Source organism: Kitasatospora sp. LaBMicrA B282 (genome assembly GCF_050325825.1).
GTDB lineage: Bacteria > Actinomycetota > Actinomycetes > Streptomycetales > Streptomycetaceae > Kitasatospora.
In genome coordinates this window covers 1-25651 of sequence record NZ_JBNQTI010000136.1, presented here as the reverse complement: position 1 = coordinate 25651, position 25651 = coordinate 1, and the positions used below count along the sequence as shown (strand labels likewise).

At 73.2% G+C, this 25651-nt stretch carries 21 protein-coding genes; 7 read left to right on the top strand and 14 right to left on the bottom strand.

Annotated features, from left to right (window positions below; all coding sequences use genetic code 11):
* Positions 1-226 precede the first annotated feature (226 nt).
* From ACQRUO_RS29205 to ACQRUO_RS29185, 5 genes are all read right to left on the bottom strand, one after another.
* Positions 227-1075, bottom strand: a complete 849-nt coding sequence (locus tag ACQRUO_RS29205; RefSeq protein WP_428319100.1) for an SDR family NAD(P)-dependent oxidoreductase — start codon at positions 1073-1075, stop codon at positions 227-229.
* Complete coding sequence (locus ACQRUO_RS29200) at positions 1072-2535, bottom strand: FAD-binding protein (protein WP_428319099.1); 1464 nt, start codon at positions 2533-2535, stop codon at positions 1072-1074. The genes ACQRUO_RS29205 and ACQRUO_RS29200 overlap by 4 nt, the downstream gene beginning before the upstream one ends.
* The gene (locus ACQRUO_RS29195) at positions 2532-3491 is read right to left on the bottom strand and encodes a decaprenyl-phosphate phosphoribosyltransferase (protein WP_428319098.1); all 960 of its coding nucleotides are present in this window, start codon (positions 3489-3491) and stop codon (positions 2532-2534) included. The genes ACQRUO_RS29200 and ACQRUO_RS29195 overlap by 4 nt, the downstream gene beginning before the upstream one ends.
* Positions 3488-4753, bottom strand: a complete 1266-nt coding sequence (locus tag ACQRUO_RS29190; protein WP_428319097.1) for a hypothetical protein — start codon at positions 4751-4753, stop codon at positions 3488-3490. Before ACQRUO_RS29190 ends, ACQRUO_RS29195 begins: the two co-directional genes overlap by 4 nt.
* Before the next feature lie 250 nt (positions 4754-5003).
* Positions 5004-5930, bottom strand: coding sequence for a LysR substrate-binding domain-containing protein (locus ACQRUO_RS29185; RefSeq protein ID WP_428319096.1), 927 nt, complete (start codon positions 5928-5930; stop codon positions 5004-5006).
* 185 nt (positions 5931-6115) lie between these two features.
* On the opposite strand from ACQRUO_RS29185, the gene ACQRUO_RS29180 reads away from it, so the two are divergent.
* Positions 6116-6667 (top strand): peroxiredoxin, encoded by a 552-nt coding sequence (locus ACQRUO_RS29180; protein ID WP_428319095.1) that lies wholly within the window; start codon positions 6116-6118, stop codon positions 6665-6667.
* A gap of 3 nt (positions 6668-6670) precedes the next feature.
* A complete protein-coding gene (locus ACQRUO_RS29175; protein WP_428319094.1) occupies positions 6671-7201 on the top strand; it encodes a carboxymuconolactone decarboxylase family protein in 531 nt (176 codons plus the stop codon).
* Positions 7202-7220: 19 nt separating this feature from the next.
* Here ACQRUO_RS29175 and ACQRUO_RS29170 read toward each other — a convergent pair whose 3' ends face one another.
* The 6 genes from ACQRUO_RS29170 to ACQRUO_RS29145 all read right to left on the bottom strand — a co-directional run bounded on the left by ACQRUO_RS29170 (position 7221) and on the right by ACQRUO_RS29145 (position 14502).
* Positions 7221-7958, bottom strand: a complete 738-nt coding sequence (locus ACQRUO_RS29170; protein WP_428319093.1) for a hypothetical protein — start codon at positions 7956-7958, stop codon at positions 7221-7223.
* Positions 7955-9322, bottom strand: coding sequence for an AAA family ATPase (locus tag ACQRUO_RS29165; RefSeq protein WP_428319092.1), 1368 nt, complete (start codon positions 9320-9322; stop codon positions 7955-7957). Before ACQRUO_RS29165 ends, ACQRUO_RS29170 begins: the two co-directional genes overlap by 4 nt.
* Before the next feature lie 9 nt (positions 9323-9331).
* Positions 9332-10762, bottom strand: coding sequence for an AI-2E family transporter (locus ACQRUO_RS29160; RefSeq protein ID WP_428319091.1), 1431 nt, complete (start codon positions 10760-10762; stop codon positions 9332-9334).
* A 167-nt stretch (positions 10763-10929) separates the two neighbouring features.
* On the bottom strand, positions 10930-11724 hold the full coding sequence (locus ACQRUO_RS29155) for a transglycosylase SLT domain-containing protein (RefSeq protein ID WP_428319090.1): 795 nt from the start codon (positions 11722-11724) through the stop codon (positions 10930-10932).
* A 384-nt stretch (positions 11725-12108) separates the two neighbouring features.
* Positions 12109-13443, bottom strand: coding sequence for a PhoH family protein (locus ACQRUO_RS29150; protein WP_428319089.1), 1335 nt, complete (start codon positions 13441-13443; stop codon positions 12109-12111).
* Between the two features lie 264 nt (positions 13444-13707).
* The gene (locus ACQRUO_RS29145; protein WP_428319088.1) at positions 13708-14502 is read right to left on the bottom strand and encodes an isoprenyl transferase; all 795 of its coding nucleotides are present in this window, start codon (positions 14500-14502) and stop codon (positions 13708-13710) included.
* A 413-nt stretch (positions 14503-14915) separates the two neighbouring features.
* On the opposite strand from ACQRUO_RS29145, the gene ACQRUO_RS29140 reads away from it, so the two are divergent.
* Both ACQRUO_RS29140 and ACQRUO_RS29135 read left to right on the top strand, forming a co-directional pair.
* Positions 14916-16541, top strand: coding sequence for a chitinase (locus ACQRUO_RS29140; RefSeq protein WP_428319087.1), 1626 nt, complete (start codon positions 14916-14918; stop codon positions 16539-16541).
* A 172-nt stretch (positions 16542-16713) separates the two neighbouring features.
* A complete protein-coding gene (locus tag ACQRUO_RS29135) occupies positions 16714-17478 on the top strand; it encodes a CDP-alcohol phosphatidyltransferase family protein (protein ID WP_428319086.1) in 765 nt (254 codons plus the stop codon).
* A 72-nt stretch (positions 17479-17550) separates the two neighbouring features.
* On the opposite strand, the gene ACQRUO_RS29130 is transcribed toward ACQRUO_RS29135, so the two are convergent.
* A complete protein-coding gene (locus ACQRUO_RS29130) occupies positions 17551-18246 on the bottom strand; it encodes a prepilin peptidase (protein WP_428319085.1) in 696 nt (231 codons plus the stop codon).
* A 142-nt stretch (positions 18247-18388) separates the two neighbouring features.
* On the opposite strand from ACQRUO_RS29130, the gene ACQRUO_RS29125 reads away from it, so the two are divergent.
* Entirely contained in the window at positions 18389-20692 is a 2304-nt protein-coding gene (locus ACQRUO_RS29125) for a protein kinase domain-containing protein (protein WP_428319084.1), read from the top strand.
* Positions 20693-20763: 71 nt separating this feature from the next.
* Positions 20764-21978: a pyridoxal phosphate-dependent aminotransferase gene (locus ACQRUO_RS29120; RefSeq protein WP_428319083.1), complete on the top strand. Its 1215-nt coding sequence runs from the start codon at positions 20764-20766 to the stop codon at positions 21976-21978.
* 147 nt (positions 21979-22125) lie between these two features.
* Here the strand turns inward: ACQRUO_RS29120 and ACQRUO_RS29115 are convergent, their stop codons facing one another.
* Positions 22126-23952: a phosphoenolpyruvate carboxykinase (GTP) gene (locus tag ACQRUO_RS29115; protein WP_428319082.1), complete on the bottom strand. Its 1827-nt coding sequence runs from the start codon at positions 23950-23952 to the stop codon at positions 22126-22128.
* 276 nt (positions 23953-24228) lie between these two features.
* On the opposite strand from ACQRUO_RS29115, the gene trhA reads away from it, so the two are divergent.
* Positions 24229-24960, top strand: a complete 732-nt coding sequence (gene trhA, locus ACQRUO_RS29110; protein ID WP_428319081.1) for a PAQR family membrane homeostasis protein TrhA — start codon at positions 24229-24231, stop codon at positions 24958-24960.
* A gap of 70 nt (positions 24961-25030) precedes the next feature.
* Here the strand turns inward: trhA and ACQRUO_RS29105 are convergent, their stop codons facing one another.
* Positions 25031-25336, bottom strand: a complete 306-nt coding sequence (locus ACQRUO_RS29105; RefSeq protein ID WP_428319080.1) for a hypothetical protein — start codon at positions 25334-25336, stop codon at positions 25031-25033.
* Between the last annotated feature and the right edge of the window lie 315 nt (positions 25337-25651).

The following is a 25651-nucleotide window of genomic DNA, read 5'->3' as shown; positions in this document are numbered from 1 at the left end:
GGGGGGGGGGGGGGGGGGGGGGGGGGGGGGGGGGGGGGGGGGGGGGGGGGAAAAAAAAAAAGGAGAGGAAAGAAAACCCCCCCCACGGCCGCAGACCGAAGACCGGGGGTCCCTCCCGGCCGAAGGCTGGGGTGGGGGGCCCTTGAGATCGAAGACCCGGGGGGGCGGAGGTACCCCCCAGCCCCTGGGCCGGAGCAAATGCCCGGCGGGGAGCGCCAGGCGCGCCCTACTGGCGCAGGCGGCGCCAGAGGGGGCGGGGGATCAGGTGCAGGGCCGGGGCGAGGGCGGCCAGTTTGCGCGGCACCCAGACGGTCTGCGCCCCGCGGGCGACCGCCGCCGCGACCGCAAGGCCGACGGCCGGGGCGGTGGTGGCGGCCGGGGCCGGGGGCAGGCCCGCGGTCATCCGGCCGATCACGAAGCCGGGGCGGACCAGCAGGACCCGCACGCCACTGCCGTGCAGCGAGTCGGCCAGGCCGCGGGCGAAGGCGTCGAGGCCGGCCTTGGCGGCGCCGTAGACGAAGTTGGCCTTGCGCGGGCGGACCGCGGCGACCGAGGAGAGCACCACGATCAGGCCGCGGCCCTGGGCCCGCAGGTGCGGGACGGCGGCCAGCAGGGTGGTGACGTGGCCGGTCAGGTTGGTCTCGATCAGGCGGCCGGCGGCGGCCGGATCGGCGTCCAGGACCTGTTGCGGGGTCAGGATCCCGGCCGCGGAGACCACCAGGTCGATCGGGCCGAGGGCGAAGAGTTCGTCGACCAGGCGCTGGTGGGTGTCGAGCGCGGTGGCGTCGTAGGGCACCGTGCGCACGCCGTACGGCAGTGCGGCGCCCAGCTCGGCCATCCGCTGCTCGTCGCGGCCGGCCAGGATCACCTCGGAGCCGGGCGGCGCGTCCAGGGCCTTGAGGATCTCGTGGCCGATCTCGCTGCCGCCGCCGAGCAGCAGGATCCGCCCGGGCGGCCGGCTGCCGGACCCGTCCGGCTCGGGGACCTCCGTGGCGGGCTCGGGGTCCGCATCGGTCGAGGTCGCCGTCGAAGCGGCCGTCGCCGTGCCCGTCGGGGTGGTCGTCGAGGTGCTCATGGACACAGTCCCAGTCTCCGTCCCAGGTCGGACCGCATGGTGGCGGCCGGGTCGAGGCGAGCCCGCGCCGCGCGCCAATCGTCCAACGGGCCGTACATCGCGTCGAAGGCGACGCGCCCGAGCCGGGCGTCCTTGGCCAGGTAGATCCGCCCGCCGGCCTCGGCGACCCGGCGGTCCAGCCGGTCCAGCACGGGGCCGAGCCGGGCCCGGGCCAGGGTGTTGCCCACCGGCAGGTCGACGGCGAGCGACCAGCCGGGCAGCGGGAAGGAGAGCGGCCCGCGCCCGGTCCGCCCGAACCGCTTGACGGTGCCCAGGAAGGGCGCCGCCCCGGCCCGGCGCAGCGCGATGAGTGCCTCGCCGAGCAGCGGGGCGGCGGCCTCCGGCACCGCGAACTGGTACTGCAGGAAGCCGCGCGGCCCCAGCGCCCGGTTCCAGTCGCGCACCGCGTCCAGCCGGTGGAAGAACTCGGACAGGCCCTGCACCGCGTGCCGCTCCTGCGGGGCCCGGCGGTACCAGAGCCCGTTGAAGGCCCGGGCGGTGAGCGGGGTGAAGGGGCCGACCGGCAGCCGGGGCGCACGCGGCGCACGTGCCGGGGCGTAGCGGCAGGAGCCCCCGCCACCCGCGTGCTCCCTGCCGTCCGCGTGAGCCCCGCCATCCAGGTGATCCCCGCCACCCAGGTGAGCCCCACCGTCCGCGTGAGCCCCACCGTCCGCGTGAGCCCCACCGTCCGCGTGGTCCCCGCCGTCCAGGTGGTCCCCGCGGTCCACGATGCCGCGCCCGAGCGCCGGCCCGCTCGCGGTGGTGTCGATCCAGGCGACCGCGTACCGGGAGCTGCGCGAGGCCGCGTCCAGCTCGGCCAGCAGCGCGTCGAGGTGCCCGGCCCGGCGGGAGCTGACCTGCAGCCGGTCGCTGCCGATCGGGATCAGCCGCAGGGTGGCCGCCAGGATGATCCCGGTGAGCCCCATCCCGCCGATCGTGGCGGCGAAGCCCTCCGGGTCCTGGTCGGGGGTGAGCAGGTGGACCTCGCCGGTCCCGTCGAGCAGTTCGATGCTCTCCAGCCAGTCCCCGATGCTGCCGTCGGTCCGCTGGTTCTTGCCGTGCACGTCGCAGGCGATGGCCCCGCCGAGGGTGAGCCGGCTGGTGCCCGGCAGCACCGGCGGCAGCAGGCCCTCCGGCACCACGGCGGCGAGCAGCCGGTCGAACCCGACCGACCCGGCCGCCCGCACCGTGCCGCCGAGCACGTCCAGCCGCAGGTCCGCGGGGGTGGCGGGGGTGAGCACCAGGCCGCCGGCGTTCTGCGCGGCGTCGCCGTAGCTGCAGCCGGCGCCGCGGGCCAGCACGCCGCCGGCCGGCGGGTCGGCCAGCAGGGCGCGCAGCGCGGCGGGGTCGAGCGGCCCGCGCACCCGGCTGCGACTGCCGGTGCTGCGGCCCCAGCCCTGCAGCAGCACGTCGTCGGTCATGTCGTGCCCGCCGCGACGAAGAGCACCAGCCAGACCAGTTCGCAGCCCAGCATCGGACCGTCCCGGATGATCAGGTCCTCGACCCGGGCCATGGTGGCGCGCTCGGTCAGCCGGTCGAACCGGAGCAGCGCCGCGGCCAGCGGGAGCACCGTGACCAGGTGCCAGCCGACCGCCCACGGCGAGCCGTTCAGCAGCGCCCAGCTCAGGTAGGCGCCGATCATGGCCACGCTGACCGCGCGCTGCGCCCGGCGCAGCCCGGCCGGGGTGTAGCCGCGCAGGCAGGGACGGTGGCGGCCGGCGGCCGGGCCGAGGCCGGCCAGTTCGGTGTACCGCTTGGAGATCGCCACCAGCAGCGCGCCGAGGCTGCAGACCAGCACGAACCAGCCGGAGGGTGCGACGTCGGCGGCCGCCGCCCCGCCGAGCGCGCGCAGCACGAATCCGGAGGCCAGCACGGACAGCTCCAGCACCGGCAGGTGCTTCAGGGTGGTCGAGTAGAGGACGGTGAGCACCAGGTAGCCGATCACGCAGGCGGCCAGGCCCGCGCTGCCGACGGTGAGCGCCGCGGTGGCGGAGAGCAGCAGGCAGGCCACCGCGACGCCCAGCGCGTGCCGCTCGGCGAGGGCGCCGCTGGCCACCGGGCGGGTGCACTTGACCGGGTGGCAGCGGTCGCGCTCGGCGTCGGCCACGTCGTTGACGAAGTAGATCGCGCAGGAGGCCAGGGTGAAGACGGCGAAGGCGGTCAGCGCGCCGCCCAGGCCCTCGATCCGGCCGCGGTCGGCGGCGGCCACCGGGGCGGCGAAGACCAGCAGGTTCTTGGGCCACTGCCGGGGCCGCGAGGTGCGCAGCACCGCGCGCGGCCAGCTGAGGCCGGCGGCCTGGACCGCGCCGGGTATCGGGTCGAGCTCGGGGACCGGCAGGACAGGGGCGCTGGTGCTCATCGAGCGGTGCTGGCTCATCGGGCGTACACCGCCGTGAAGTCGCGGCTGGTGGGCTCGAAGTAGCGGTCGGCCGGGCGCTCCTGGTCGGGCAGCAGCTTGGTCGGGGTCAGGTCCGCCGGGGCCGTGGCCGAGCCGGCGGCGCCGGGCTGGTAGTAGTTGAAGGACATCCAGGCCGGGTTGATGTCCAGCTGCATCGCCTGCACGCAGCCGGCCTGGTGCAGCAGGTCGGCCAGGGTGCGCACGGAGAGCGCCGGGCCGTAGGCGTAGACCAGCCGGCCGTCCTGGGTGATGCCGGCGCCGGAGCGCCAGACGAAGAACTTGCCGCCGATGGTCAGGCCCCAGCCGCTCTCCACGTTGTGGTCCACGTCCTCGGGCACCTCGCCGTGGTCGACGATCAGCCGCAGGTTCTGCCGCACGCCCACCACGTCCGGGGTCATCGAGAGCTCGTCGCCCCAGCTGCCCACCGCGGTGTGGCCGTCCTGGTAGAAGACCAGCGAGGCCGCGCCGTCCCGCAGGCTGCCGTGGGTGACCCCGTTGAGGTAGAAGCCGCCCTGGGCCTCGGCGACCTTGAAGCCGCCGTTGAAGCTGGCCAGCAGGCCGGCCCGGGCGTCGGCGGGGATCTCCGGGGGCACGCCCCAGTTGTCCGGGCCCGGGTCGTCGGTGCCGGGGTGGAGCTGGAAGCGCAGCAGCCGCTGGTCCATCGAGACCACGCCGGCCAGGTAGGAGGTGTGCTCGGTGTCCGGGCGCAGCATCGCGGCCTGCACCGCCGGCACGCCGTGGGAGCTGCCGATCACGTGCCAGAGGCCCTCGCCGGGCAGCGGGTCGCCGGCGGCCGGGGAGACCAGCGGGGCGGGGGCGATCGGCGCGGGGGCGCCGGAGTGCTGGGCCTCGGCGGCGGCGATCGAGGCGGCGGCCGAGGCCTGCTGCGGGGTCTGGCCGAGCGGGAGCATCGCGATGGTGGGGCGGCCGCCGACCTTGGGCGGGTTCATCCGGTACTGCGCGGTCTCCAGCGCGGTCACCACCGGGCCGAGGTGGTGGTCGCGGGCCCACTCCGCGATCCGGGCCACGGCGCCGTCGTTGCCCGGGGCCAGCAGCGCGCTGCCGATGGAGCAGCCGAGCCAGGTCAGGAAGACCAGGAAGAGCCCGGCGAGCACCTGGACCGGGCGCCTGCGGAAGAGCCGGCGCAGCCGTCCGGGGCGGCGGCGGTCGTGTTCGGGGCCGCCCGGTGCAGCCTCGGTCTCGGGATGCTGTTTCGCTTCGGGTTCGGTCGACGACGCCACGCCATGCTCTCCCTGCAACGCTCGGCCGCCCGCAGCCCGGGCTCGCTCGTCCCAGGCCGCGGGCGGACCGCGGACACTCCGGCGAGCTCCAGCTGACCCCCGCCGGGGCCGCTCGGCGACAGCGGGCGACGACCGCAGGGGCCCCGGTCGGGCCCTCGACGGAGCGCCAGGGTGCGCATAGCAGAAGAGATGTGACGATCAGTCAGGCAAGGCGGGCGACACCCGCGGGATCACCCGGACGGGCGCACCCCTACGTGCCCGCAGCCGGCGGGACGAGCCGCACCGGCAGCTCGGCGAGGACCGTACGCAGCGAGTCGGCGAACCGGTCGTACTCGGCCGCGCGCGCCGAACCCGGGCGGGCCGCCAGCCCGATCCGGCGCCCCGGCGCGGGGTCGGCGAAGCGGACCTCGGCCAGCCGGTCGGTGCGCCCGGCCTCCACCGCCAGCGCGGTGGCCGGCAGCAGGGTCACGCCGAGCCCGCCGGCCACCAGCTGCACCAGGGTGGAGAGCCCCGCCGCCCGGGTGGAGCCCCCGGCCGGGTCGGCGCCGACCTCGCGGCAGAGGTCGAGCGCCTGGTCGCGCAGGCAGTGGCCCTCCTCCAGCAGCAGCACGTCGAGGTCGAGCAGCACGTCGCGGGGGACGTCGGCGCGGCCGGCCAGCTCGTGCTCGGGCGGGACGACCAGCACGAAGTCCTCGTCGAAGAGCGGGATGTCGCGGGTCGGCGCGGCGCCGCCGGCGGGCAGCGCGAGCAGCAGCAGGTCGAGCCGGCCGGCGGCCAGGCCCTCCAGCAGCGAGGCGGTGCGCTCCTCGTGGACGTGCAGCTCCAGGTCCGGGTACTGGTCGCGGACCAGGCGCAGCACGGTGGGCAGCAGGTAGGGCGCGACGGTGGGGATCACGCCCAGGTGCAGCGGCCCGGTGAACGGGCGGCGGGCCGCCTCGACCTCCAGGGTCAGCTCGTGCAGCGCCGCCAGCGCGCGGCGGGCGTGCGCCGCGACCCGCTCGCCGAGCGGGGTGACGATGACCTTCCTGGTTGTACGCTCCACCAGCTGGGCCCCGAGCGCCTCCTCCAGGGCGGCCAGCGCCCCGGAGAGCGCCGGCTGGCTGGTGCCGACGGCCGTGGCGGCCTCCCGGAAGTGGCGGTGCTCGACCACCGCGAGGAAGGCGCGCAGCTGTGCCACGGTGGGGGTGCGGGGTCTGCTGGGGTGACTCTGCGTACTGATAGCTCTCTCCGATCAGATGGATCGAGTCTAGCTATTTCCCCGATCACTGCTGGTTGTGTCACTGTTGGATCACGTCGGGATCCGTCGAATCATAGGCAATCCGGGCATACTCCCCTCATTTTCCACACCCAGGAGAAGCGAACGTGCTGACCATCGGTGACAAGTTCCCCGAGTACGAACTGACCGCTTGCGTCGACCTCGACCCGGCCAAGGCGTTCGCCGAGATCAACCACAAGTCCTACGAGGGCAAGTGGCGCGTGGTCTTCTTCTGGCCCAAGGACTTCACTTTCGTCTGCCCGACCGAGATCGCCGCGTTCGGCAAGCTGAACGAGGAGTTCGCCGACCGCGACGCGCAGATCCTGGGCGTCTCCGGCGACTCCGAGTTCGTCCACCACGCCTGGCGCAAGGACCACGCCGACCTGCGTGACCTGCCCTTCCCGATGCTGGCCGACATCAAGCACGACCTGATGCGCGCCTGCGGCGTCGAGGGCGAGGACGGCACCGCCCAGCGCGCCGTCTTCATCGTGGACCCGAACAACGAGATCCAGTTCGTCATGGTGACCGCCGGCTCCGTCGGCCGTAACCCCAAGGAGGTCCTGCGGGTGCTGGACGCCCTGCAGACCGACGAGCTGTGCCCGTGCAACTGGACCAAGGGCGAGGACACCCTGGACGCCGCCGCCCTGCTGGCCGGCTGACCCATGGCGCTCGACGAACTGAAGGCCGCGCTGCCCGAGTACGCCAAGGACCTCAAGCTCAACCTGGGCTCGGTCATCGGCAACTCGGACCTGCCGCAGCAGCAGCTGTGGGGCACCGTGCTCTCCTGCGCGATGGCCACCGGGAGCAAGGCGGTGCTGCGCGAGCTGGAGCCGCAGGCCAAGGAACTGCTCTCGGAGCAGGCCTACACCGCCGCCAAGGCCGCCGCCGCGGTGATGGCGATGAACAACGTCTACTACCGGACGCTGCACCTGCTCTCCGACAAGGAGTACGGCACGCTCCGCACCGGCCTGCGGATGAACGTCATCGGCAACCCGGGCGTGGAGAAGGTCGACTTCGAGCTGTGGAGCTTCGCGGTCTCCGCGATCAACGGCTGCGGCCAGTGCCTCGACTCGCACGAGCAGGTGCTGCGCAAGGCCGGCGTGGAGCGCGAGGTGATCCAGGCCGCGGCCAAGATCGCCGCCGTGGTCCAGGCGGTCGCCGCCGTGCTGGACGCCGAGGACGCGCTGGCCTGACGCCCGCGCCCGCCGGCTCCTACCGGCTCCTGATGGGGCCCCGCTTCGAGGCGAAGCGGGGCCCCATCAGCGTCTCCAGGCCGGCCACCGTCTCCGCGCCGAAGACCAGCGCCGCCCGCGGCGCGGTGCGCAGCCGGAGCATCTCGTAGAGCACGTCGGCGAACGGCTGCACCGCCAGCGCGTGGGTCACCGCCGCCGCCTCCGCGTACTCCCGCTGCTCGGCCAGGTGGGCCAGGTCGCGCAGCATCGAGCGGCAGCGCACGTAGGCCTGGGCCCGGCCGCGCTCCAGCACCGGGCGGTCCAGGCCGAAGATCCGGATCGTCTCGCGGCCCTTGGCGGTGCGCGGGCGGTAGGCGCCGGTGACCAGCACCAGGTCGAGGTGGTCGGCGGGCTCGTCGGCGGTCGGGTCGAGCAGCAGCGCCCGGCCCTGGCGGTCCACCGGGTAGAGGTCGCGCTTCTGGTTGCTGTTGCAGTAGGCGCAGGCCCACAGGTGGTTGAGCCAGTCGAAGGCGCGGTGCGGGGCGACCGCGATCGGCTGGAAATGATCGATGCTGGTGCCCTCGCTGTCCCCGCAGTACATGCAGCGGGACAGCCCCGCGGCCATCGCCACCAGGTGGCCGCTCAGGTCGCGGCGGATGGTGCGGCTGTCCCGCCACAGCTCCCGGGCGCCGCCCCGGTACTCCGGCAGCCGTTCGCCCCTCGCCAGCAGCCGGGCGGTGAGCTCCTCGGGTAACGGCTGCCGCTGCAGCGGGATCATCTGCCGCGCCCCAGCCGGGCGGCGACCTCGTCGACCCGGGCCGACAGGCTGCTCATCAGCCGCTCGGTCAGCTCCTGGTACTCGGCCAGCTCCGCGTCGGTGGAGTCGCCCGAGAGCACCCGGCCCTCCAGGTCGCCGATCCGGCGGCGGGCGTCCTCGGCCCGCGCCGAGTAGGGCGACTCCAGGCCGAAGAGCTCGGAGAGCACCGCGTCGTCGCCGCTGCCGTAGACGACCCGCCGGTACAGCTCCTCGCTGACCGGCTGCGGCGGGGCGTCCTCGTCCGGGCCCGCTATCCGGATCAGCCCGCCGGGATCGGCCGCCTGGCAGATGTACGGACTGTGCGTCGAGACGATGAACTGCACCCGCGGGAAGTGCGCCTTGAGCCAGGGGCCGATCCGCTGCTGCCAGCTGACGTGCAGGTGGGCGTCGACCTCGTCGATCAGCACCACCCCGGGCAGGGTGATCGCGCCGTGCTCGTCCTGCGGCAGGCTGCCGTAACAGTTCTGGAACTGGCGGACCAGGTCGAGCACCAGGGCGGCGACCGTGCGGTACCCGTCGCTCAGCTCCCGCAGCGGGAAGTCGGGCCCGTCGACGTTCTGGTCAGCAGCGCCGGCGCCGCCGGCCCGGGCGGCCCGCCGCACCCAGAGCCCGTCGGAGTCGACCCGGGAGACCGCGAAGCCGTCCGGCAGCAGCCCGTCCGAGAGCAGGGCACTGACCACGTCCAGCGCCTGCTGCGCGCCCGGGCGGCCCTCCAGCCGGCGCACGTGCTGGTCGACCAACCAGGAGACCCCCTCGGCGAGCGAGGCCTCCTCGTGGAACAGGGTGGCGAGCCGGCCGACCGGGCCGGCCGAGAGCATCAGCCGCTGGCTCTCCCCCGCCCCGCCGAGCAGCCGGCGGAACGGGCCGTAGCCGGCGAAGAACCAGCCGCGCGGGTTCTCCGCCCACGGGCCTCGCTCGGGGCTGGCCGAACCGAACGCCTCCAGCTCCGGGCGCGGGCCGGCGCCCAGCGGGGTCCCGCCGGTCGGCGGCCGCGGCAGGGTCCACTGCAGGCCCAGCTTGAGGTCGTACTTGGGCGCCTTGCCGCTGCCCGCCAGCCGGTCCACCGACCAGTCCGGGCGGACGAAGGCCTGCACCCAGCCGGCCCGCTCGCCCGCGGTCAGCCAGCCGGAGAAGTCGCTCACCAGGCTGCGCGCCACCGAGGGCCCGCCGAGCGCCAGCGCCAGGGCGCGCAGCAGCGTGGTCTTGCCCGAGCCGTTGCGCCCGGCCAGCACCGTCCAGCCGGCCTGCGGCAGCTCCAGTTGTCGCACCTCGCGCGCCGGCGTGAACCCGCGGATGCCCGAGATGCCCAGCCTGGTCACATACATGACGCCACTTTAGGAGCTGGCGGGGGCCTCCGGGGAGGGGCCGGACGGCACCGGCTCGGCGAGCTTCGCGTCGGCCGCGTCCTGCGCGGCCTCCAGCGCCTCGAACACCTCGTCGGCCGCCGCGTTGCGCCGCCGCAGGTGGCCCACCACGGTGTTGGTGACCGCGATCAACGGCACCGCGACGATCGCCCCGCCGATCCCGCCGATGATCGAGCCGGAGGCCACCCCGAGCACCACGCCCAACGGGTGTACCCGCACCGCGCGCCCCAGGATCAGCGGCTGCAACAGGTGTCCCTCGATCTGCTGCACCGCGATCAGCACCACCAGCACCATGCCGGCGGTGTAGACGTCCTTGGTGACCAGCGCGACCAGCACCGCCAGCGTGCCGGTGACCAGGGCCCCGACCAGCGGCACGAAGGCGCCCAGGAAGATGATCACCGCGAGCGGCATCGCCAGCGGCACCCCGAGCAGCTGGATCCCGATGCCGATGCAGAGCGCGTCGATGAAGGCGACGAAGACGGTGCCGCGCACGTAGGCGGTCAGCGTGGCCCAGGCCTTGGGCCCGGCCCCGGCCATCGCGTAGCGGGACTGGCGGGGCAGCCCGCGCAGCGCCCAGTTCCAGATGGTGGCGCCGTCGTAGAGCAGGAAGTAGGTGGTGAAGGCGGCCAGCAGCACCCCGGTGATCACCTCGATCACGATGCTCACGGTGGTGAAGCCGAGCGAGGTGATCTGCTGGGTGTTGCTGGAGATGGCGCTCTTCACCTGGTTGGTGAAGTCGGTGAGCTGCTTGTCCGTCAGGTGCATCGGGCCCTTGAGCAGCCAGTTGTGCAGCTGGTTGACACCGCCGGTGGCCTTGTTGGAGACCTCCTGGATGTTGGTGGAGACCTGCCAGAAGACGAACCAGCCGACCAGGGCGATGCCGGCCAGGCCCATCAGGAAGACGCCGCCCGCGGCCAGCCCGCGCGGCACCCGGTGCCGCTTCAGCCAGGAGACGGTCGGCTCCAGCAGCGCCGAGATCAGCAGACCGGCCAGCGCCGCGAAGGCGACCAGCCGCAGCATGTCGACCACGTCGAAGACCACGTAGAGCGCGGCGCCGAGCAGCAGCAGCCGCCAGGTCGACTCGGCGGCCACCCGCAGGCCCCAGGGCAACGCGTCGGCCGGCGAGGCCGGGCGACCGGGGTGCGGGTTGCGCTGGCGGGGCGGCTCGGCGCGCGGCGCCGGACGGGCGGCGGGCAGCACCGGCGGTGCGGCGGGGGCGGGCTCCTGGCGCACCACCACCTCGATGGCGGCGGACGGCGCCGGGGCGGCGGCGGGCTCCGGGCGGTCGTCGTCGACCGCGGCCCGGCGGCGCTCGGCCAACTTGGCCGCCGCCGACGCACCCCAGGTCAGCACCCTGGCGGCCTTGCCGGTCCTGCCGTCGCGCTGCGCACCCCGTGCCATGCGGTCCGTCCTCCCGGTTCACCGCGGGCCGGGCGCCACGGTGTGCGGTACGACGCTACCTGTCGGGTTCACCCGCCCGGCCCACCGGGCCCGGAAAAACGTGCGCGCCCCCGGCCGTCATGCCGGGGGCGTCACGCGGTGCTGTTGCTGCGGTACCGAGCGTCGGCCTAGTACCAGCTGTGTGCCTGCCAGAACGACCAGGCGCCGCAGGGGCTGCCGTAGCGGTCGTTCATGTAGCCCAGGCCCCACTTGATCTGGGTCGCGGGGTTGGTGCGCCAGTCCGCACCGGCCGAGGCCATCTTGGAACCCGGCAGCGCCTGGACCAGACCGTAGGAGCCGGAGGACGGGTTGACCGCCTGGTAGTTCCAGCCGCTCTCGCGGGTCACGATGTTGCTGAAGCACTGGAACTGCGTGGAGTCGCCCACGATGCTCGCCGCCAGCGCCTGCACCGAACCCGGGCTGACCGAAACCGACGGGGTCGAGTCGGTGTTGGTGACCGCCAGCTCGGACTGCGCCTTGGCCTTGGCAGCGGCCTCCGCCGCGGCCTTCGCCTGCGCGTCCGCGGCCGCCTTCGCCTGCGCCGCGGCCTGGTCGGCCGCAGCCTTGGCCTGCGCGTCGGCGGTGGCCTTGGCCTGCGCGTCCGCGGCCGCCTTCAGCCGAGCGGCCTCCTGCTGCGCCTTGAGGGCCGCTGCATCGGCCGCCTGCTGCTGGGCGACGGACTGGTTGGCGATGTTGTCGCTGATGGCCTGGGCCTGGTTCGCCGACGGGACGTCAGCGAGCAGGGTGGCACCCGCGACGTCGACCGACTGAGACGGCTGGGCCTCGCTGCCCGAAGCCACACCCACGACGGCACCGACAGCGGTGACGGCGGTGGCAGAGGCCACGGCAACTCCCCGGACCGAGATCCGAGTCACATGGTTTCCTTCCAGCGTCGCCCCCGCGTGACCGTGAGGACGCAACATGCCCCTGGCGCTGGCCTCCACCTGTGCTGGTCACGGGAGGCGCTGACCCGGCGCCCGCGGGCCGGAGAACCGGTGCGAGCGGGGAATTCGGGCGGCGTACGGACCTGCCATATTCAGTTGACGCCCAACGAGCGGGCCGTACGCGGGGCCTGACAGAACCCTCACCATGCCGTAACGGGATGCGGGTACGCAATTCCCGGTTGCGTGGCGAAGCTCACATCCGGCCGCGCCACGGGAGTTCGCCACCCCCCGGGCCGAGCGCGGTGCGATGGACGGACGATCCGCCCGGCACCGGACCAAGGCCGGTCGCCGGACGGATCGTTCGTACTCATGATTTTCGGATCGACAGACGAGTCGCCGCCCGTCCCACCGGTCCCACCCGGATCAGGGCTGGATGTCCTCGAGCATCTCCGTCACCAGGGCGGCGATCGGGGAGCGCTCGGAGCGCGTGAGGGTGATGTGCGCGAAGAGCGGGTGCCCCTTCAGCTTCTCCACCACCGCCACCACGCCGTCATAGCGCCCCACCCGGAGGTTGTCCCGCTGCGCCACGTCGTGGGTGAGCACCACCCGCGAGCCCTGCCCGATCCGGGAGAGCACGGTGAGCAGCACGTTCCGCTCCAGCGACTGGGCCTCGTCGACGATCACGAAGGCGTCGTGCAGCGAGCGGCCCCGGATGTGGGTGAGCGGCAGCACCTCCAGCATCCCGCGGGAGATCACCTCCTCGATCACCGCGGGCGTGGTGACCGCACCCAGGGTGTCGAAGACCGCCTGCGCCCAGGGGCTCATCTTCTCCGACTCGCTGCCCGGCAGGTAGCCCAACTCCTGGCCGCCGACCGCGTACAACGGCCGGAAGACCATCACCTTGCGGTGCTGGCGGCGCTCCAGCACCGCCTCCAGGCCCGCGCAGAGCGCGAGCGCGGACTTGCCGGTGCCGGCCCGCCCGCCGAGCGAGACGATGCCGACCTCGGGGTCGAGCAGTACGTCCAGCGCCACCCGCTGCTCGGCACTGCGGCCGCGCAGCCCGAACGCCTCCCGGTCCCCGCGCACCAGCCGGACCCGGCCGTCCTGGGTCACCCGGCCGAGCGCCTTGCCGCGCTCGGAGCTGAGCACCAGGCCGGTGTGCACCGGCAGCTCCTCGGCGCCGTCGATCGCCACCGCGGTGTCGTGCGGCGAACCGAAGAGCTCGTCCACCCGGTCGGCGGGAACCGCCAGTTCGGACATTCCGGTCCAACCGGACGTGATCGCCAGCTCCGCGCGGTACTCCTCGGCCAGCAGCCCGACCGCGCTGGCCTTGATCCGCATCGGGAGGTCCTTGGAGACCACCGTGACGTCGTAGCCCTCGGCCTGCAGGTTGCGGGCGACCGCGAGGATCCTGGTGTCCGCCTCGCCGCCGCCGGCCCGGTAGCCGGCCGGCAGCACCGAGGGGTCCGAGTGGTTGAGCTCGACCCGGATCGAGCCGCCGATCTCCCCGACCGGGATCGGCTCGTCCAACCGCCCGTAGCGGACCCGGTAGTCGTCGAGCAGGCGGAGCGCCTGGCGGGCGAAGTAGCCCAGTTCGGGGTGGTGCCGCTTGGCCTCCAGTTCGGTGACCACGACCACCGGGAGCACCACCTCGTGCTCCTCGAAGCGCGTCATGGCGAGCGGGTCGGCCAAAAGCACGCTGGTGTCAAGGACGTACGTGCGCCGGTCTGGTGTCCGGCGGCTCTTGGTACTGACCACTAGGCCTCCAGAGCGGGTGACCCTGCGTCACCCGCGGCTCACCGGCCCCCGCGACCCCGATGGGCAGGGTGCCGGTCTGCCATGTGTATGCCCTGACGAGGCGTCCAGCATGCTTGCTCATGCGAAGTCCCGGATCACTTCTCATGAACGTTCGGTGGGGTCAGGCGCCCTTGACAGGCCGTTTCGGCCACCGGAGACGGGTCTGCCGGGCCCCGACGGGACCCGGCAGCAGGACCGGCGGCGGGCCGTCGGGCGGCCCGGGGCTCAGCCGCCGTAGCGGCGGTGGCGCTGCTCGTAGGCGCGCAGCGCCCGCAGGAAGTCGACCTTGCGGAAGGCCGGCCAGTACGCCTCGCAGAAGTAGAACTCGCTGTGCGCGCTCTGCCAGAGCAGGAATCCGGACAGCCGCTGCTCGCCGGAGGTGCGGATCACCAGGTCCGGGTCGGGCTGGCCCTTGGTGTAGAGGCGCTCCGCGATGTGCTCGACGTCCAGCAGCTCGACCAGCTCCTCGATCGAGGTGCCGCGGTCGGCGTGCTCCTGGAGCAGCCGGCGGACCGCGTCGGCGATCTCGTGCCGGCCGCCGTAGCCGACCGCCACGTTGACCGTGATGCCCTCGAGGTGCTCGGTGGTGGCGGCGGCCGTCTTGAGGATCTCGGCGGTCTTGCCCGGCAGCAGGTCGAGGGTGCCGATCGGGCGGATCTTGTACTTCTTCTTCTCGGCCAGCCCGGTCACCGCGTCCTCGATGATGCCGAGCAGCGGGACCAGCTCCTCGGCCGGGCGGCTGAGGTTGTCGGTGGAGAGCATCCAGAGGGTGACGACCTCGATCTTGGTCTCGTCGCACCACTCGAGGAACTCGTAGATCTTGTCCGCGCCGCGCTGGTGCCCGAAGACCGTGGTGCCGCCGGCCGCCTTGGCCCAGCGGCGGTTGCCGTCCATGATCACGCCGACGTGGTGCGGCGTCCTGGCCAGGTGGGCCTCGACCCGCTGCCCGTAGATCCGGTACATGCCGCCGAGCAGGGTCCGCAGACCCGGAGTGCGGTCGACGAGATCGCGCAGACCCATGTGTTACAGCCCCTCTGACCCTGTGAGCTAGACCCCTTGGTCCCCCTGTGGCCCCCCGGCCCGGACCAGCCCCGACCGGCCCAAGGCTGTCACGGGTCCTGCAGCAGCGTACTCCGGCAACCTGAGGAGGAGGAAAGCCGCAGGTCGGACGCCCTGGGGGACACGGACAGATCTCCGATTCCTTAAAGAATGCGTAAGGAGCCGGTCGAGTGCTTGACGCATGCCATTGGTCTAGTCCAGCTTGTTCGACAAGCGGTTGCAGCTTCAACCGCAGCCCCCAATTGCCCTGCTTCGCCATGCCCTTGGGCGATGCCGCCCGCTTTCTGATGTTTTGCGTGGTTTTCCTCCCCCACAGCGGGGCCGCCGTGACCCCCACCGCGGCGGTCCCTCCTCCTCCCCACGGAGAGTTCGTCATGCCCCGTACGCTTCCCGCCACCCCCCGGCGCCGTCGGGTGCTGCCCGCGCTCGCCGCCGGCAGCACCGCGCTCGCCCTGGCCGGCGCCGGCCTGGCCGTCTTCGCCGGCAGCGCCGGCGCCGCGGTCGGCAACCTGGTCGACAACGGCGGCTTCGAGTCCGGACTGGCCGGCTGGACCTGCACCGGCACCGCCGCCGCGGTCTCCTCGCCCGTGCACAGCGGCACCCAGGCGCTGCTGGCCACGCCGAGCAGCTCGGACACCGCGCAGTGCAGCCAGACCGTCTCGGTGCAGCCCAACTCCAGCTACACGCTGGCCGGCTGGGTGCAGGGATCGTACGTGTACCTCGGTGCGAGCGGCACCGGCGCGGCGAGCGGCGACCCGAGCAGCTGGTCCAGCCAGAGCAGCTGGAACCAGCTGAGCAGCACCTTCACCACCGGAGCGAACACCACCAGCCTGACGGTGTACGTGCACGGGTGGTACGGGCAGAGTGCGTACGGCGCGGACGACATCACGCTGACCGGGCCGGGCGGCTCGGGGACGCCCACCCCGACGCCGACTCCGACTCCGACCCCCACGCCGACGCCCACCCCGACGCCGACGCCGACTCCGACCCCGACGCCGACGCCCACGCCCACCCCGACGCCTACCCCGACGCCGACCCCCACACCCACCCCGACGCCGACCCCCACACCCACCCCGACGCCGACCCCCGTGCCGTCGACCGGGCTGCCCAAGCACGTGATCACCGGGTACTGGCAGGACTTCGACAACGGCGCCACCGACCAGAAGCTCGCCGACGTCCAGAGCAACTACGACATCATCGCCGTCTCCTTCGCCAACGCCGACCCGACCACCCCCGGCGGCATCACCTTCTCGATCGACCCGACCCTGGCGACCAACCTCGGCGGCTACACCGCCGCCCAGTTCAAGGCCGACATCGCCGCCAAGCACGCGGCCGGCAAGAAGGTGGTCCTCTCGGTCGGCGGCCAGAACGGCGCGATCACGGTCGGCGACGCCGCCTCGGCCGCCAACTTCGCCAACAGCGCCTACGCGCTGGTCCAGCAGTACGGCTTCGACGGCATCGACATCGACCTGGAGAACGGCATCAACCCGACCTACATGGCGCAGGGGCTGCACACCCTGGCCGGCAAGGTCGGCAACGGGTTCGTCCTGACCATGGCCCCGCAGACGCTGGACATGTACACCACGAGCAGCGGCTACTTCCAACTGGCGCTGAACGTCAAGGACATCCTGACCGTGGTCAACACCCAGTTCTACAACTCCGGTGGCATGCCCGGCTGCAACGGCACCGTCTACAACCAGGGCACCGAGGACTTCATCACCAGCCAGGTCTGCACCTACGTGCAGGGCGGCCTCGACCCGTCCCAGGTCGGCATCGGGGTCCCCGCCTCCAGCCAGGCGGCGGGCGGCGGTTACGTCAACTCGACCGTGGTGGACAACGCGCTGGACTGCCTGGCGACCGGCAGCAACTGCGGCACCTTCGTCCCGCCGGCCAAGTGGCCCACCATCCGCGGCGCGATGACCTGGTCGACCAACTGGGACGCCAAGAACGGCAACGACTTCTCCACCAACGTGGGCAACCACGTGCACGCGATGCCGTGACGCACCGCCCCTGAGCGCTGGGCCCGCCGCACCGAGCAGGTGCGGCGGGCCCGGGCCGTTTCACCTCCCGGTGCCCGCGGATTCCACCGGCCGAGGGGGTGGGATCAGCGGCCGACCCGCACCGGATAGAGTCACGCGCGCGGACGACCTTCGAACCACGTGTGGAGACGGCATGACCAGGCCCCAGCTGGAAGAACTGCGCAGTGTGATCCACCCGCCGGGCAAGCTCGACAGCCGGGCGGAGCACTGGATGGGCCGGCTCTACATGCGCTCCGTGTCGCTGCGGGTGACCCGGTTCCTGGTGGACACCCGCTGGTCGCCGAACCAGATCACCGTGGTGATGGTCTTCGCGGGGATGGCCTCCGGCGCGGCACTGCTGCTGCCCGGGGTGGGCGGGGCGGTGCTCTCCGTGCTGTTCATGCAGCTCTACCTGCTGCTGGACTGCGTGGACGGCGAGGTGGCCCGCTGGCGGCAGCAGTTCAGCCCGCTCGGGGTCTACCTGGACCGGCTCGGCGCCTACCTGGCGGACGCCGCGGTGATGGTGGGCATGGGCTGCCGGGCCGCCAAGCTGGGCCTGTCGCCCTACCTGGTGCTGGGCCTGGCCGCGGCCATCGGGGTGCTGCTGCTCAAGGCCTCCTCCGACCTGGTGCACGTGGCCCGCTCGGACAGCGGGCTGGCCAAGGCCACCGACCAGTCCGTGGTGCCGCGGTCCAGCGGGTTGGCCCGGGTCCGTCGGCTGACCTCGGCGGTCGGCCTGCACCGGCTGGTCAACGGGATCGAGTGCACCCTGCTGCTGCTGGTCACCGCGGTGGCCGACGCGGCGCGCGGCGACCTGACGGTGACCCGGGCGGCCACCATCGGCGTGACCGTGATCGTCTGGCTGCTGGTGCCCGCGCACGTGGTGTCGATCGTCGCCTCGTCCCGGTTGAAGAAGTAGCGCCCGGAGCAACGGAGAAGGCCCCGGTCGGCACCGCCGCCGGGGTCTTCGCGTACCCGGGGCCGGCCCCGGTCAGCCCGCCGCCAGCACCGCGACCAGCGCGCCCAGCAGCATGCACGGCCCGAACGGCAGCGGGTCCTTCGCCTTCGCCCGCCCGGTGACCAGGAGCAGCAGGCCCCAGCCCGCGGCCAGCAGGAAGGAGGCCAGGGCGCCGTCGAAGACGCTCCGCCAGCCGTACCAGGCCAGCAGGCCGCCCAGGGTGAGGGCGAGCTTGGCGTCGCCCAGACCCATCGGCCCGAGCACCGCCAGGACGGCGTAGAGCAGGCCGAGCAGCGCGCCGCCCTCGGCGCAGCGCAGCAGCACCGCGGGATGCCGCAGGTCGGCGAGGACCAGCAGCGCGGCGGTGCCCAGGCCGAGCCGCAGGGTGAGCGGGTCGGGCAGGCGGTGCACGGCGGCGTCCACGAAGGCGAGCACCACCGCGAAGAGCGCGACCCAGCCCAGCAGCAGCGCGCTGCGCCAGCCGGTGGCGGCCACCCCGACCGCCGTCCCCGTGGCCACGGCGGCGAGTTCGAGCAGCAGCGGGGCGGGGCCGAACCACTCGGCGCAGCCGGGGCAGCGGCCGGTCGGCGGCAGCCACCGGGAGCGGCGCGCGCAGCTCGGGCAGACGGCGGGCGGCTCGCCGGCCGGCACCGCGTGGCGGGTGGCGGCGGCGCGCAGCACGGGGGCGGCGGCGAGTCCGAGGAGCGCGCCGAGGATCAGCGGGAGCACGCCCTGCTCCTCCCCTGCGCAGCCGTCGATCATGCCGCCGTCCGGCGGGCCGCCGGGCCGGTCTCTTCCCAGCCGGGCGCACGCCCCCCAGAGTAGTGAGCTGACCGATCGTCACCGGGGACGTCGAGGGGAGCTCGTCGGGATGGGGCCGGAACCGCTCACGCCGCAGGACCCGCGGGTCGTCGGACCGTACGAGCTGCTGGCCCGGCTGGGCTCCGGCGGGATGGGGCGGGTCTACCTGGGGCGTCCGGTGGACCGCGGTGGGCCGGCGGTGGCGGTCAAGCTGGTCTCCGCCGACTACGCGCGCAGCCCCAACTACCGGCCGCGGTTCAAGGCCGAGGTGGCGGCCGGCCGCTCGGTCGGCAGCCCCTGGGTGGCGGCCCTGCTGGCCGCCGACACCGAGGCGGCACAGCCCTGGCTGGCCACCGAGTTCGTCCGCGGGACGGCCCTGCGCGAGTTGGTCGAGGAGTGCGGGCCACTGCCCGAGCGGACGGTGCGGCTGCTCGGTGCGGGGCTGGCCGAGGCGCTGACGGCGATCCACCGGGCGGGGCTGGCGCACCGGGACCTGACCCCGTCGAACGTGTTGCTCACCCCCGAGGGGCCGCGGGTGATCGACTTCGGCATCGCCCGCGCGGTCGGGGCGCCCACGCTGACCCAGCCTGGCGCGGTGCTCGGCACCCCGGGCTACATCGCGCCCGAGCGGGCGGCCGGCTACCGGGCCGGGTCGGCCGGCGACATCTACGCGCTCGGTGCGGTGCTGGTCTTCGCCGCCACCGGGCGCCGCCCGCAGCCGCGCCGCCGGACCGGGCTGGACACCTGGACCGACGGGTTCGCCCCGCACGGCCCGGACCTGGTCGAGGTGCCGCCCGCGCTGCGGCCGGTGCTGCGCGAGCTGCTGGCCCGCGACCCGCTGGACCGGCCGATGGCCCGGGAGCTGGCCGACCAGCTGCTGCCGGCGGCGACGGTGCGACCGCTGGAGCTCGGTCCCGGCTGGCTGCCGGCCGGGATGCGGGCGGCCGTGACCCGGCAGCTGGCGCTGGTCGAGCAGTTCCTGGCGACGCCGGTCACGCCGGTGGCCGAGCTGCGGATCACCGCGACGCCGGAGAGCACCGGGCCGGAGGGCGCGGAGCCGGAGAGCGCGGCCACGGCGACCGGGACGCCCGTCATAAGAGAGGCGGAGCGCAGCAGACCGGACCCCGACCGAGCGGCCCCCGGCAGACGCCGCCTCTCCCGCCGGTCCGCGCTGCTGACCGGCACCGGCGTGCTGGCCACCGCCGGCGCGGTCGGCTGGCTGGCCCGCCGCCGCCCCACCGCCCGGCCGGCCCCGCCCGCCCGGCTCACCCAGTCCTGGGTGCGCAGCGGCGACGACGGCCCGCAGCGGCTGGAGTTCGCCACCGCCCCGAACGCCGGGCTGGCGCTGTTCACCGCGGGCACCCGGTTGACCGCCGTCTACCGCGGCAACGGCGCCGACGCCTGGCACTTCCCGCCCGCCGCGGACCCGGCCCAGCCCGCCGGCGTCATGGTCGAGCCGCTGGTCAACGCCTACCTCGCGTTCGTCCGCTGCGGCGGCAGCGTGTTCTGCCTGAACGCCGCGGACGGCTCGCTGAACTGGCGGACCGACCTGGTGGTGACCGGGTACGGCCCGGTGGTCCCGGACCGCCTGGTGATGGCCAACGACTACGCGCTCTACGGCGGCGGACCGCTCCAGCCGGCCGACGGGCCGCCCACCCAGTACGTCTGGTTCGCCCTGCAGCTGGGGGACCCGCAGCCGCGCTGGGCGGTGGTCGAGCAGCTGGACCCGAGCGGGACCGGCCCGATCGACACCTGCGACTCCGTCTTCCTCGGCCGCACCCAGACCGGCGCCCTGATCTTCTCCAAGTCCTCCACCGGCATGGTGGTGGTCCGCGAGCCGCGGCACGGCGAGGTGCTCTGGGCCCGGCACGTCGACCAGATCGACAGCTGGTCCTCCTGGGTCGCCGCGGCGAACGGGCAGTTCTACCTGCCGACCAGGAAGGACGGGTCGGACCTGCAGGCGCTGGCCGACGTGGACGGCAGTCCGCTCTGGCACCGGCCGCTTCCCGCCGGCTCGCCCGGTGGCTGGAGCCCGCCCGCCTCCTGGCGGGACCTGCTGCTCACCGGCTACGGCACCCCGCAGCTCACCGCCTACCAGGCCGGCGACGGCACGCCGCGCTGGTCCTGCCCGCTGCCCGGCCCGCTCACCGGTGACCAGCCGTTGGTGCTCGACGACACCCTGTTCCTGCCGGGCACCGGCGGTCAGCTGTACCGGGTGGATCTGCGCCGGCAGCGCGTGGTGGAGGTGTTCACCTCGGACGACCAGGACGGCGCCGGCTGGCAGCTGGCGACCGACAGCACCGTGCTGTACCGCGGGGCGGCGCTGGTCTTCGCGGGCTTCGGTCACTCCCTCTACGCGCTGCCGGTCGGCTAGGCCGACTTTTTGGTGGATCACGTGGGCAAGAACACGCCCGGGCGCCCGGGGCGGCGCCGTAGAGTTTCCGCATGCAGGTCATCCAGTCCAGCAAGCTCGCCCACGTCTGCTACGACATCCGCGGGCCGGTGCTCGACGAGGCGATGCGACTGGAGGACCAGGGGCACCGCATCCTCAAGCTGAACACCGGCAACCCGGCCGCCTTCGGTTTCGAGGCGCCGCCGGAGATCCTGCAGGACATGCTGCGCAACCTCTCCTCGGCGCACGGCTACGGCGATTCCAAGGGCCTGCTCTCGGCCCGCCGCGCCGTGGTGATGCACTACGAGGAGCGCGGCCTGCACGGGCTCGGCGTGGAGGACGTCTTCCTCGGCAACGGCGTCTCGGAGCTGATCCAGCTGGCGATGACCGCGCTGCTGGACGACGGTGACGAGGTGCTGGTCCCGGCGCCGGACTACCCGCTGTGGACCGCCTCGGTCTCGCTGGCCGGCGGCACCGCGGTGCACTACCGCTGCGACGAGCAGGCCGAGTGGTACCCGGACCTGGCGGACATCGAGGCCAAGGTCACCGACCGGACCCGGGCGATCGTGGTGATCAACCCGAACAACCCGACCGGTGCGGTCTACCCGCGCGAGGTGCTGGACGGGATCGTGGAGATCGCCCGCCGGCACCAGCTGGTGATCTACGCGGACGAGATCTACGACAAGATCCTCTACGACGACGCCGAGCACGTCCCGCTCGCCACCCTGGCGCCGGACCTGTTCTGCGTCACCTTCAACGGCATGTCCAAGGCCTACCGGGTGGCCGGCTTCCGCTCGGGCTGGATGGTGCTCTCCGGCGACCGGCAGCGGGCCCGCAGCTACATCGAGGGCCTGGGGGTGCTGGCCAGCATGCGGCTGTGCGCCAACATGCCGGCCCAGCACGCGGTGGCGGCGGCGCTCGGCGGACGCCAGTCGATCAAGGACCTGCTGCTGCCCGGCGGCCGGCTGCTGGAGTCGCGGGACGCGGCGTACAAGCTGCTCAACGAGATCCCCGGGGTCAGCTGCGTGAAGCCGAAGGGCGCGCTGTACGCGTTCCCGCGGCTCGACCCCTCGGTCTACAAGATCAAGGACGACGCGCAGCTGGTGCTGGACCTGCTGCGGGCCAAGCGGATCCTGATCGTCCAGGGCACCGGCTTCAACTGGCCCGAGCCGGACCACTTCCGGGTGGTCACGCTGCCCCGCCCGGAGGAGATCGAGGACGCGATCACCCGGATCGGCGACTTCCTCGCGGGCTACGTGCAGCCCTGAGCGACGCCCACCCCGCACACGACGGTGCCCGGGACCCTGCGCTGCACAGGGTCCCGGGCACCGTCGTGAGGGTGGGACAGAAGGTCTCGAAGCAACGGCCCGGCCGCCGCGCCACTCCGCAGCGGCGGCCGGACCTGGTCTTTCGGGTCAGCCCAGGCGCTTGACCAGCGCCCGGTACTCGTCCCAGAGCGCCTCCGGGGTGTGCTCGCCGAAGAGCTCCAGGTGGGCCGGGATCAGGCCGGCCTCCTGGCGCCAGATCTCCGGGTCGACCGAGAGCAGCAGCTCCAGGTCCTCGTCGGAGATGTCCAGGCCGTCCAGGTCCAGCGCGGCCTTGGCCGGCAGCACGCCGATCGGGGTGTCGACGCCCTCGGCGGTGCCCTGCAGGCGCTCGACGATCCACTTCAGCACGCGGCTGTTCTCGCCGTAGCCCGGCCAGACGAACTTGCCCTCGGCGTTCTTGCGGAACCAGTTGACGTAGTAGATCTTCGGCAGCTTGCTCGCGTCGGCGCCCGCGCCCAGCTTCAGCCAGTGCGCGAAGTAGTCGCCCATGTTGTAGCCGCAGAACGGCAGCATGGCGAACGGGTCGCGGCGCAGCTCGCCGACCGTGCCCTCGGCGGCGGCGGTCTTCTCCGAGGCGATGTTGGAGCCCAGGAAGACGCCGTGCTGCCAGTCGAAGGACTCGGTGACCAGCGGAACGGCGGTGGCGCGGCGGCCGCCGAACAGGATGGCCGAGATCGGCACGCCCGCCGGGTCCTCCCACTCGGGGGCGATGGTCGGGCACTGCGCGGCCGGAACGGCGAAGCGGGCGTTCGGGTGGGCCGCCGGGGTGTCGCTCTCCGGGGTCCAGTCGTTGCCGCGCCAGTCGATCAGGTGGGCCGGCGGCTCCTCGGTCAGGCCCTCCCACCAGACGTCGCCGTCGTCGGTCAGCGCGACGTTGGTGAAGACGGTGTTGCTGTGCAGGGTCTCGATCGCGTTGGCGTTGGTGTCCACGCCGGTGCCGGGGGCGACGCCGAAGAAGCCGGCCTCCGGGTTGATCGCGTAGAGGCGGCCGTCGGCGCCGAACCGCATCCAGGCGATGTCGTCGCCGATGGTCTCGACCTTCCAGCCCGGGATGGTGGGCTGGAGCATCGCCAGGTTGGTCTTGCCGCAGGCGCTCGGGAAGGCCGCGGTGACGTACTTGACCTCACCGTTCGGCGCGGTCAGCTTGAGCACCAGCATGTGCTCGGCCAGCCAGCCCTCGTCCCGGGCCATGGTCGAGGCGATCCGCAGCGCGTAGCACTTCTTGCCGAGCAGCGCGTTGCCGCCGTAGCCGGAGCCGAACGACCAGATCTCCCGGGTCTCCGGGAAGTGCGAGATGTACTTGGTCGAGTTGCACGGCCACGGCACGTCCGCCTCGCCCTCGGCGAGCGGGGCGCCGACGGTGTGCACGGCCTTGACGAACTCGCCGTCCTCGCCGAGCTGGTCGAGCACCGCCTGGCCCATCCGGGTCATCACGCGCATCGAGACGGCGACGTAGGCGGAGTCGGTGAGCTCGACGCCGTACGCGGCCAGCGGGGAGCCGACCGGCCCCATCGAGAACGGCACGACGTACATCGTGCGGCCCTTCATCGCGCCCCGGAACAGACCCTGCTCGCCCGAGAAGATCTCCCGCATCTCGGCGGGGGCCTTCCAGTGGTTGGTCGGGCCGGCGTCCTTCTCCTGCTCGGAGCAGATGAAGGTGCGGTCCTCGACGCGGGCCACGTCGCGCGGGTCGGAGGCGGCGTAGTACGAGTTCGGCCGCTTCTCGGGGTTGAGCTTCCTGAAGGTGCCCAGCTCCACCAGTTCGTCGGCGAGGCGCTGGTACTCCTCCTCGGAGCCGTCGCACCACACGACGCGGTCGGGCTGGGTGAGCTCGGCGATCTCGCTGACCCAGGCCAGCAGACGGTGGTGGCGGGTGGGTGCCGCGACGCTGACGGCAGAGTTCTCGTACGACACGATCGCTCCGTTTCACGCCTGAACGATCTAGAACAGGCGTCCGGGGGGTTGAGGGTGAATACACCGTAGCTCCGGCCTTCCGTGCCCAACACGGCACTTTGGACGGCTTGCCTGAACTTTTGCTACTCATTGGCCAAAAACGGAGCAGTGGGGGCGCGAACCCGGCCAGGCCTGGAGTCGCGCGGATCACATCCAAGTACTCCAGATTGTCCAAAAGTGATGAGGGACACTTCCTACCTAGTAGTAACCTACGGGTGCGTAGGTAGCATGAGCGCCATGACTGCGGAGCAGAGGCCGGTCGCGGGGGTTCCGCAGCCGGCGGTCGACGACCTGATACTGGGCACGACGGCGGAAGGCGCCGGGGTCCGGCCGGCCAAACCCGCCTGGCGGGGGTGGTTGCACGCCGGGATGTTCCCGGCCGCACTGGCCGCGGGCATCGTGCTGATCTGCCTGGCCGACTCACCGCGGGCGCAGGTCGCCTGCGCGGTCTACTCGGTCTCCGCCTGGCTGCTCTTCGGGATCAGCGCGGTCTACCACCGCTTCAGCTGGGGCCCGCGCGGCGACGCGGTGCTGCGCCGGCTGGACCACGCGAACATCTTCCTGATCATCGCCGGCACCTACACCCCGTTCACCATCCTGCTGCTGCACGGCGGGCGGCAGCAGCTGCTGCTCTGGCTGGTCTGGGGCGGAGCGCTGGCCGGGATCGCCTTCCGGGTGTTCTGGGTCGGCGCGCCGCGCTGGCTCTACACCCCGTGCTACCTGGCGCTGGGCTGGGCCGCGATCTTCTTCATGCCCGACTTCCTGCACGCCGGCGGGGTCGCGGTGATCACCCTGATGATCGTCGGCGGCGTGCTCTACAGCATCGGCGGCGTGATCTACGGGCTGAAGCGGCCCGATCCGTCACCGCGCTGGTTCGGCTTCCACGAGGTCTTCCACGCCTTCACCCTCGGGGCGTTCATCGTCCAGTACGTCGGCGTCTCGCTGGTTGCCTACACGGTGGCCAACTGAGTCGGGCCACTGCGCCGGATCGGCGCGGTGGCCCTTCTTCCGTACCGTCTCGACCTTTCGCGCAGGCCCGTCAGCCCGTCTGGCGGGCCTGCCGCCGTTCCCGGCGGGCCACCGCCTCGGCCCCCTGCTCGCGCACCCGGCGGCAGCGCTCGCAGTGCGCGGCGTCCGGGCGCTCGTCGGTCGGCGCGGTGACCTGCGCCGCGTGCCCGGCGTGCCGGAACCGCCGGCCGACGTGGACCATCACCAGCAGCGCCTCCACCGAGGCGACCGCCCAGACCAGCGGGGCACCGTCGGCGAGGTAGGCCGCGACCACCGCCAGCGCGGCGCCGACCACGGCGACCGTGCCCCAGAACTGCAGGTCCCGAGCATCCTTCACGGCCGTCGCCACCTCTCCCCGGTTTTCCCCCGTGACACGCCAGTGCCACCCAATGCCACATCGTATCCACTGACCGTGACAGGGAGTAGTCGAGGGCGAGCGAACAACACATCAATGTTTCATCAACTCCGGGTGCCGTACCCGGAACCCCAAGAACCGTTCCCAACGCGGAAGTTGGCAACGGGTGGACGGGCGGTCGAGAACCGGTGGGGCGCGGAACGGCCGAGCGCGCCCCGCGGCGGTTGGGTCCGCGGGGCGCGCCCGGTGTCGGGGCCGCCGGCTCAGCCGGCCGGGCGGCGGCGGCGCAGGGCCAGG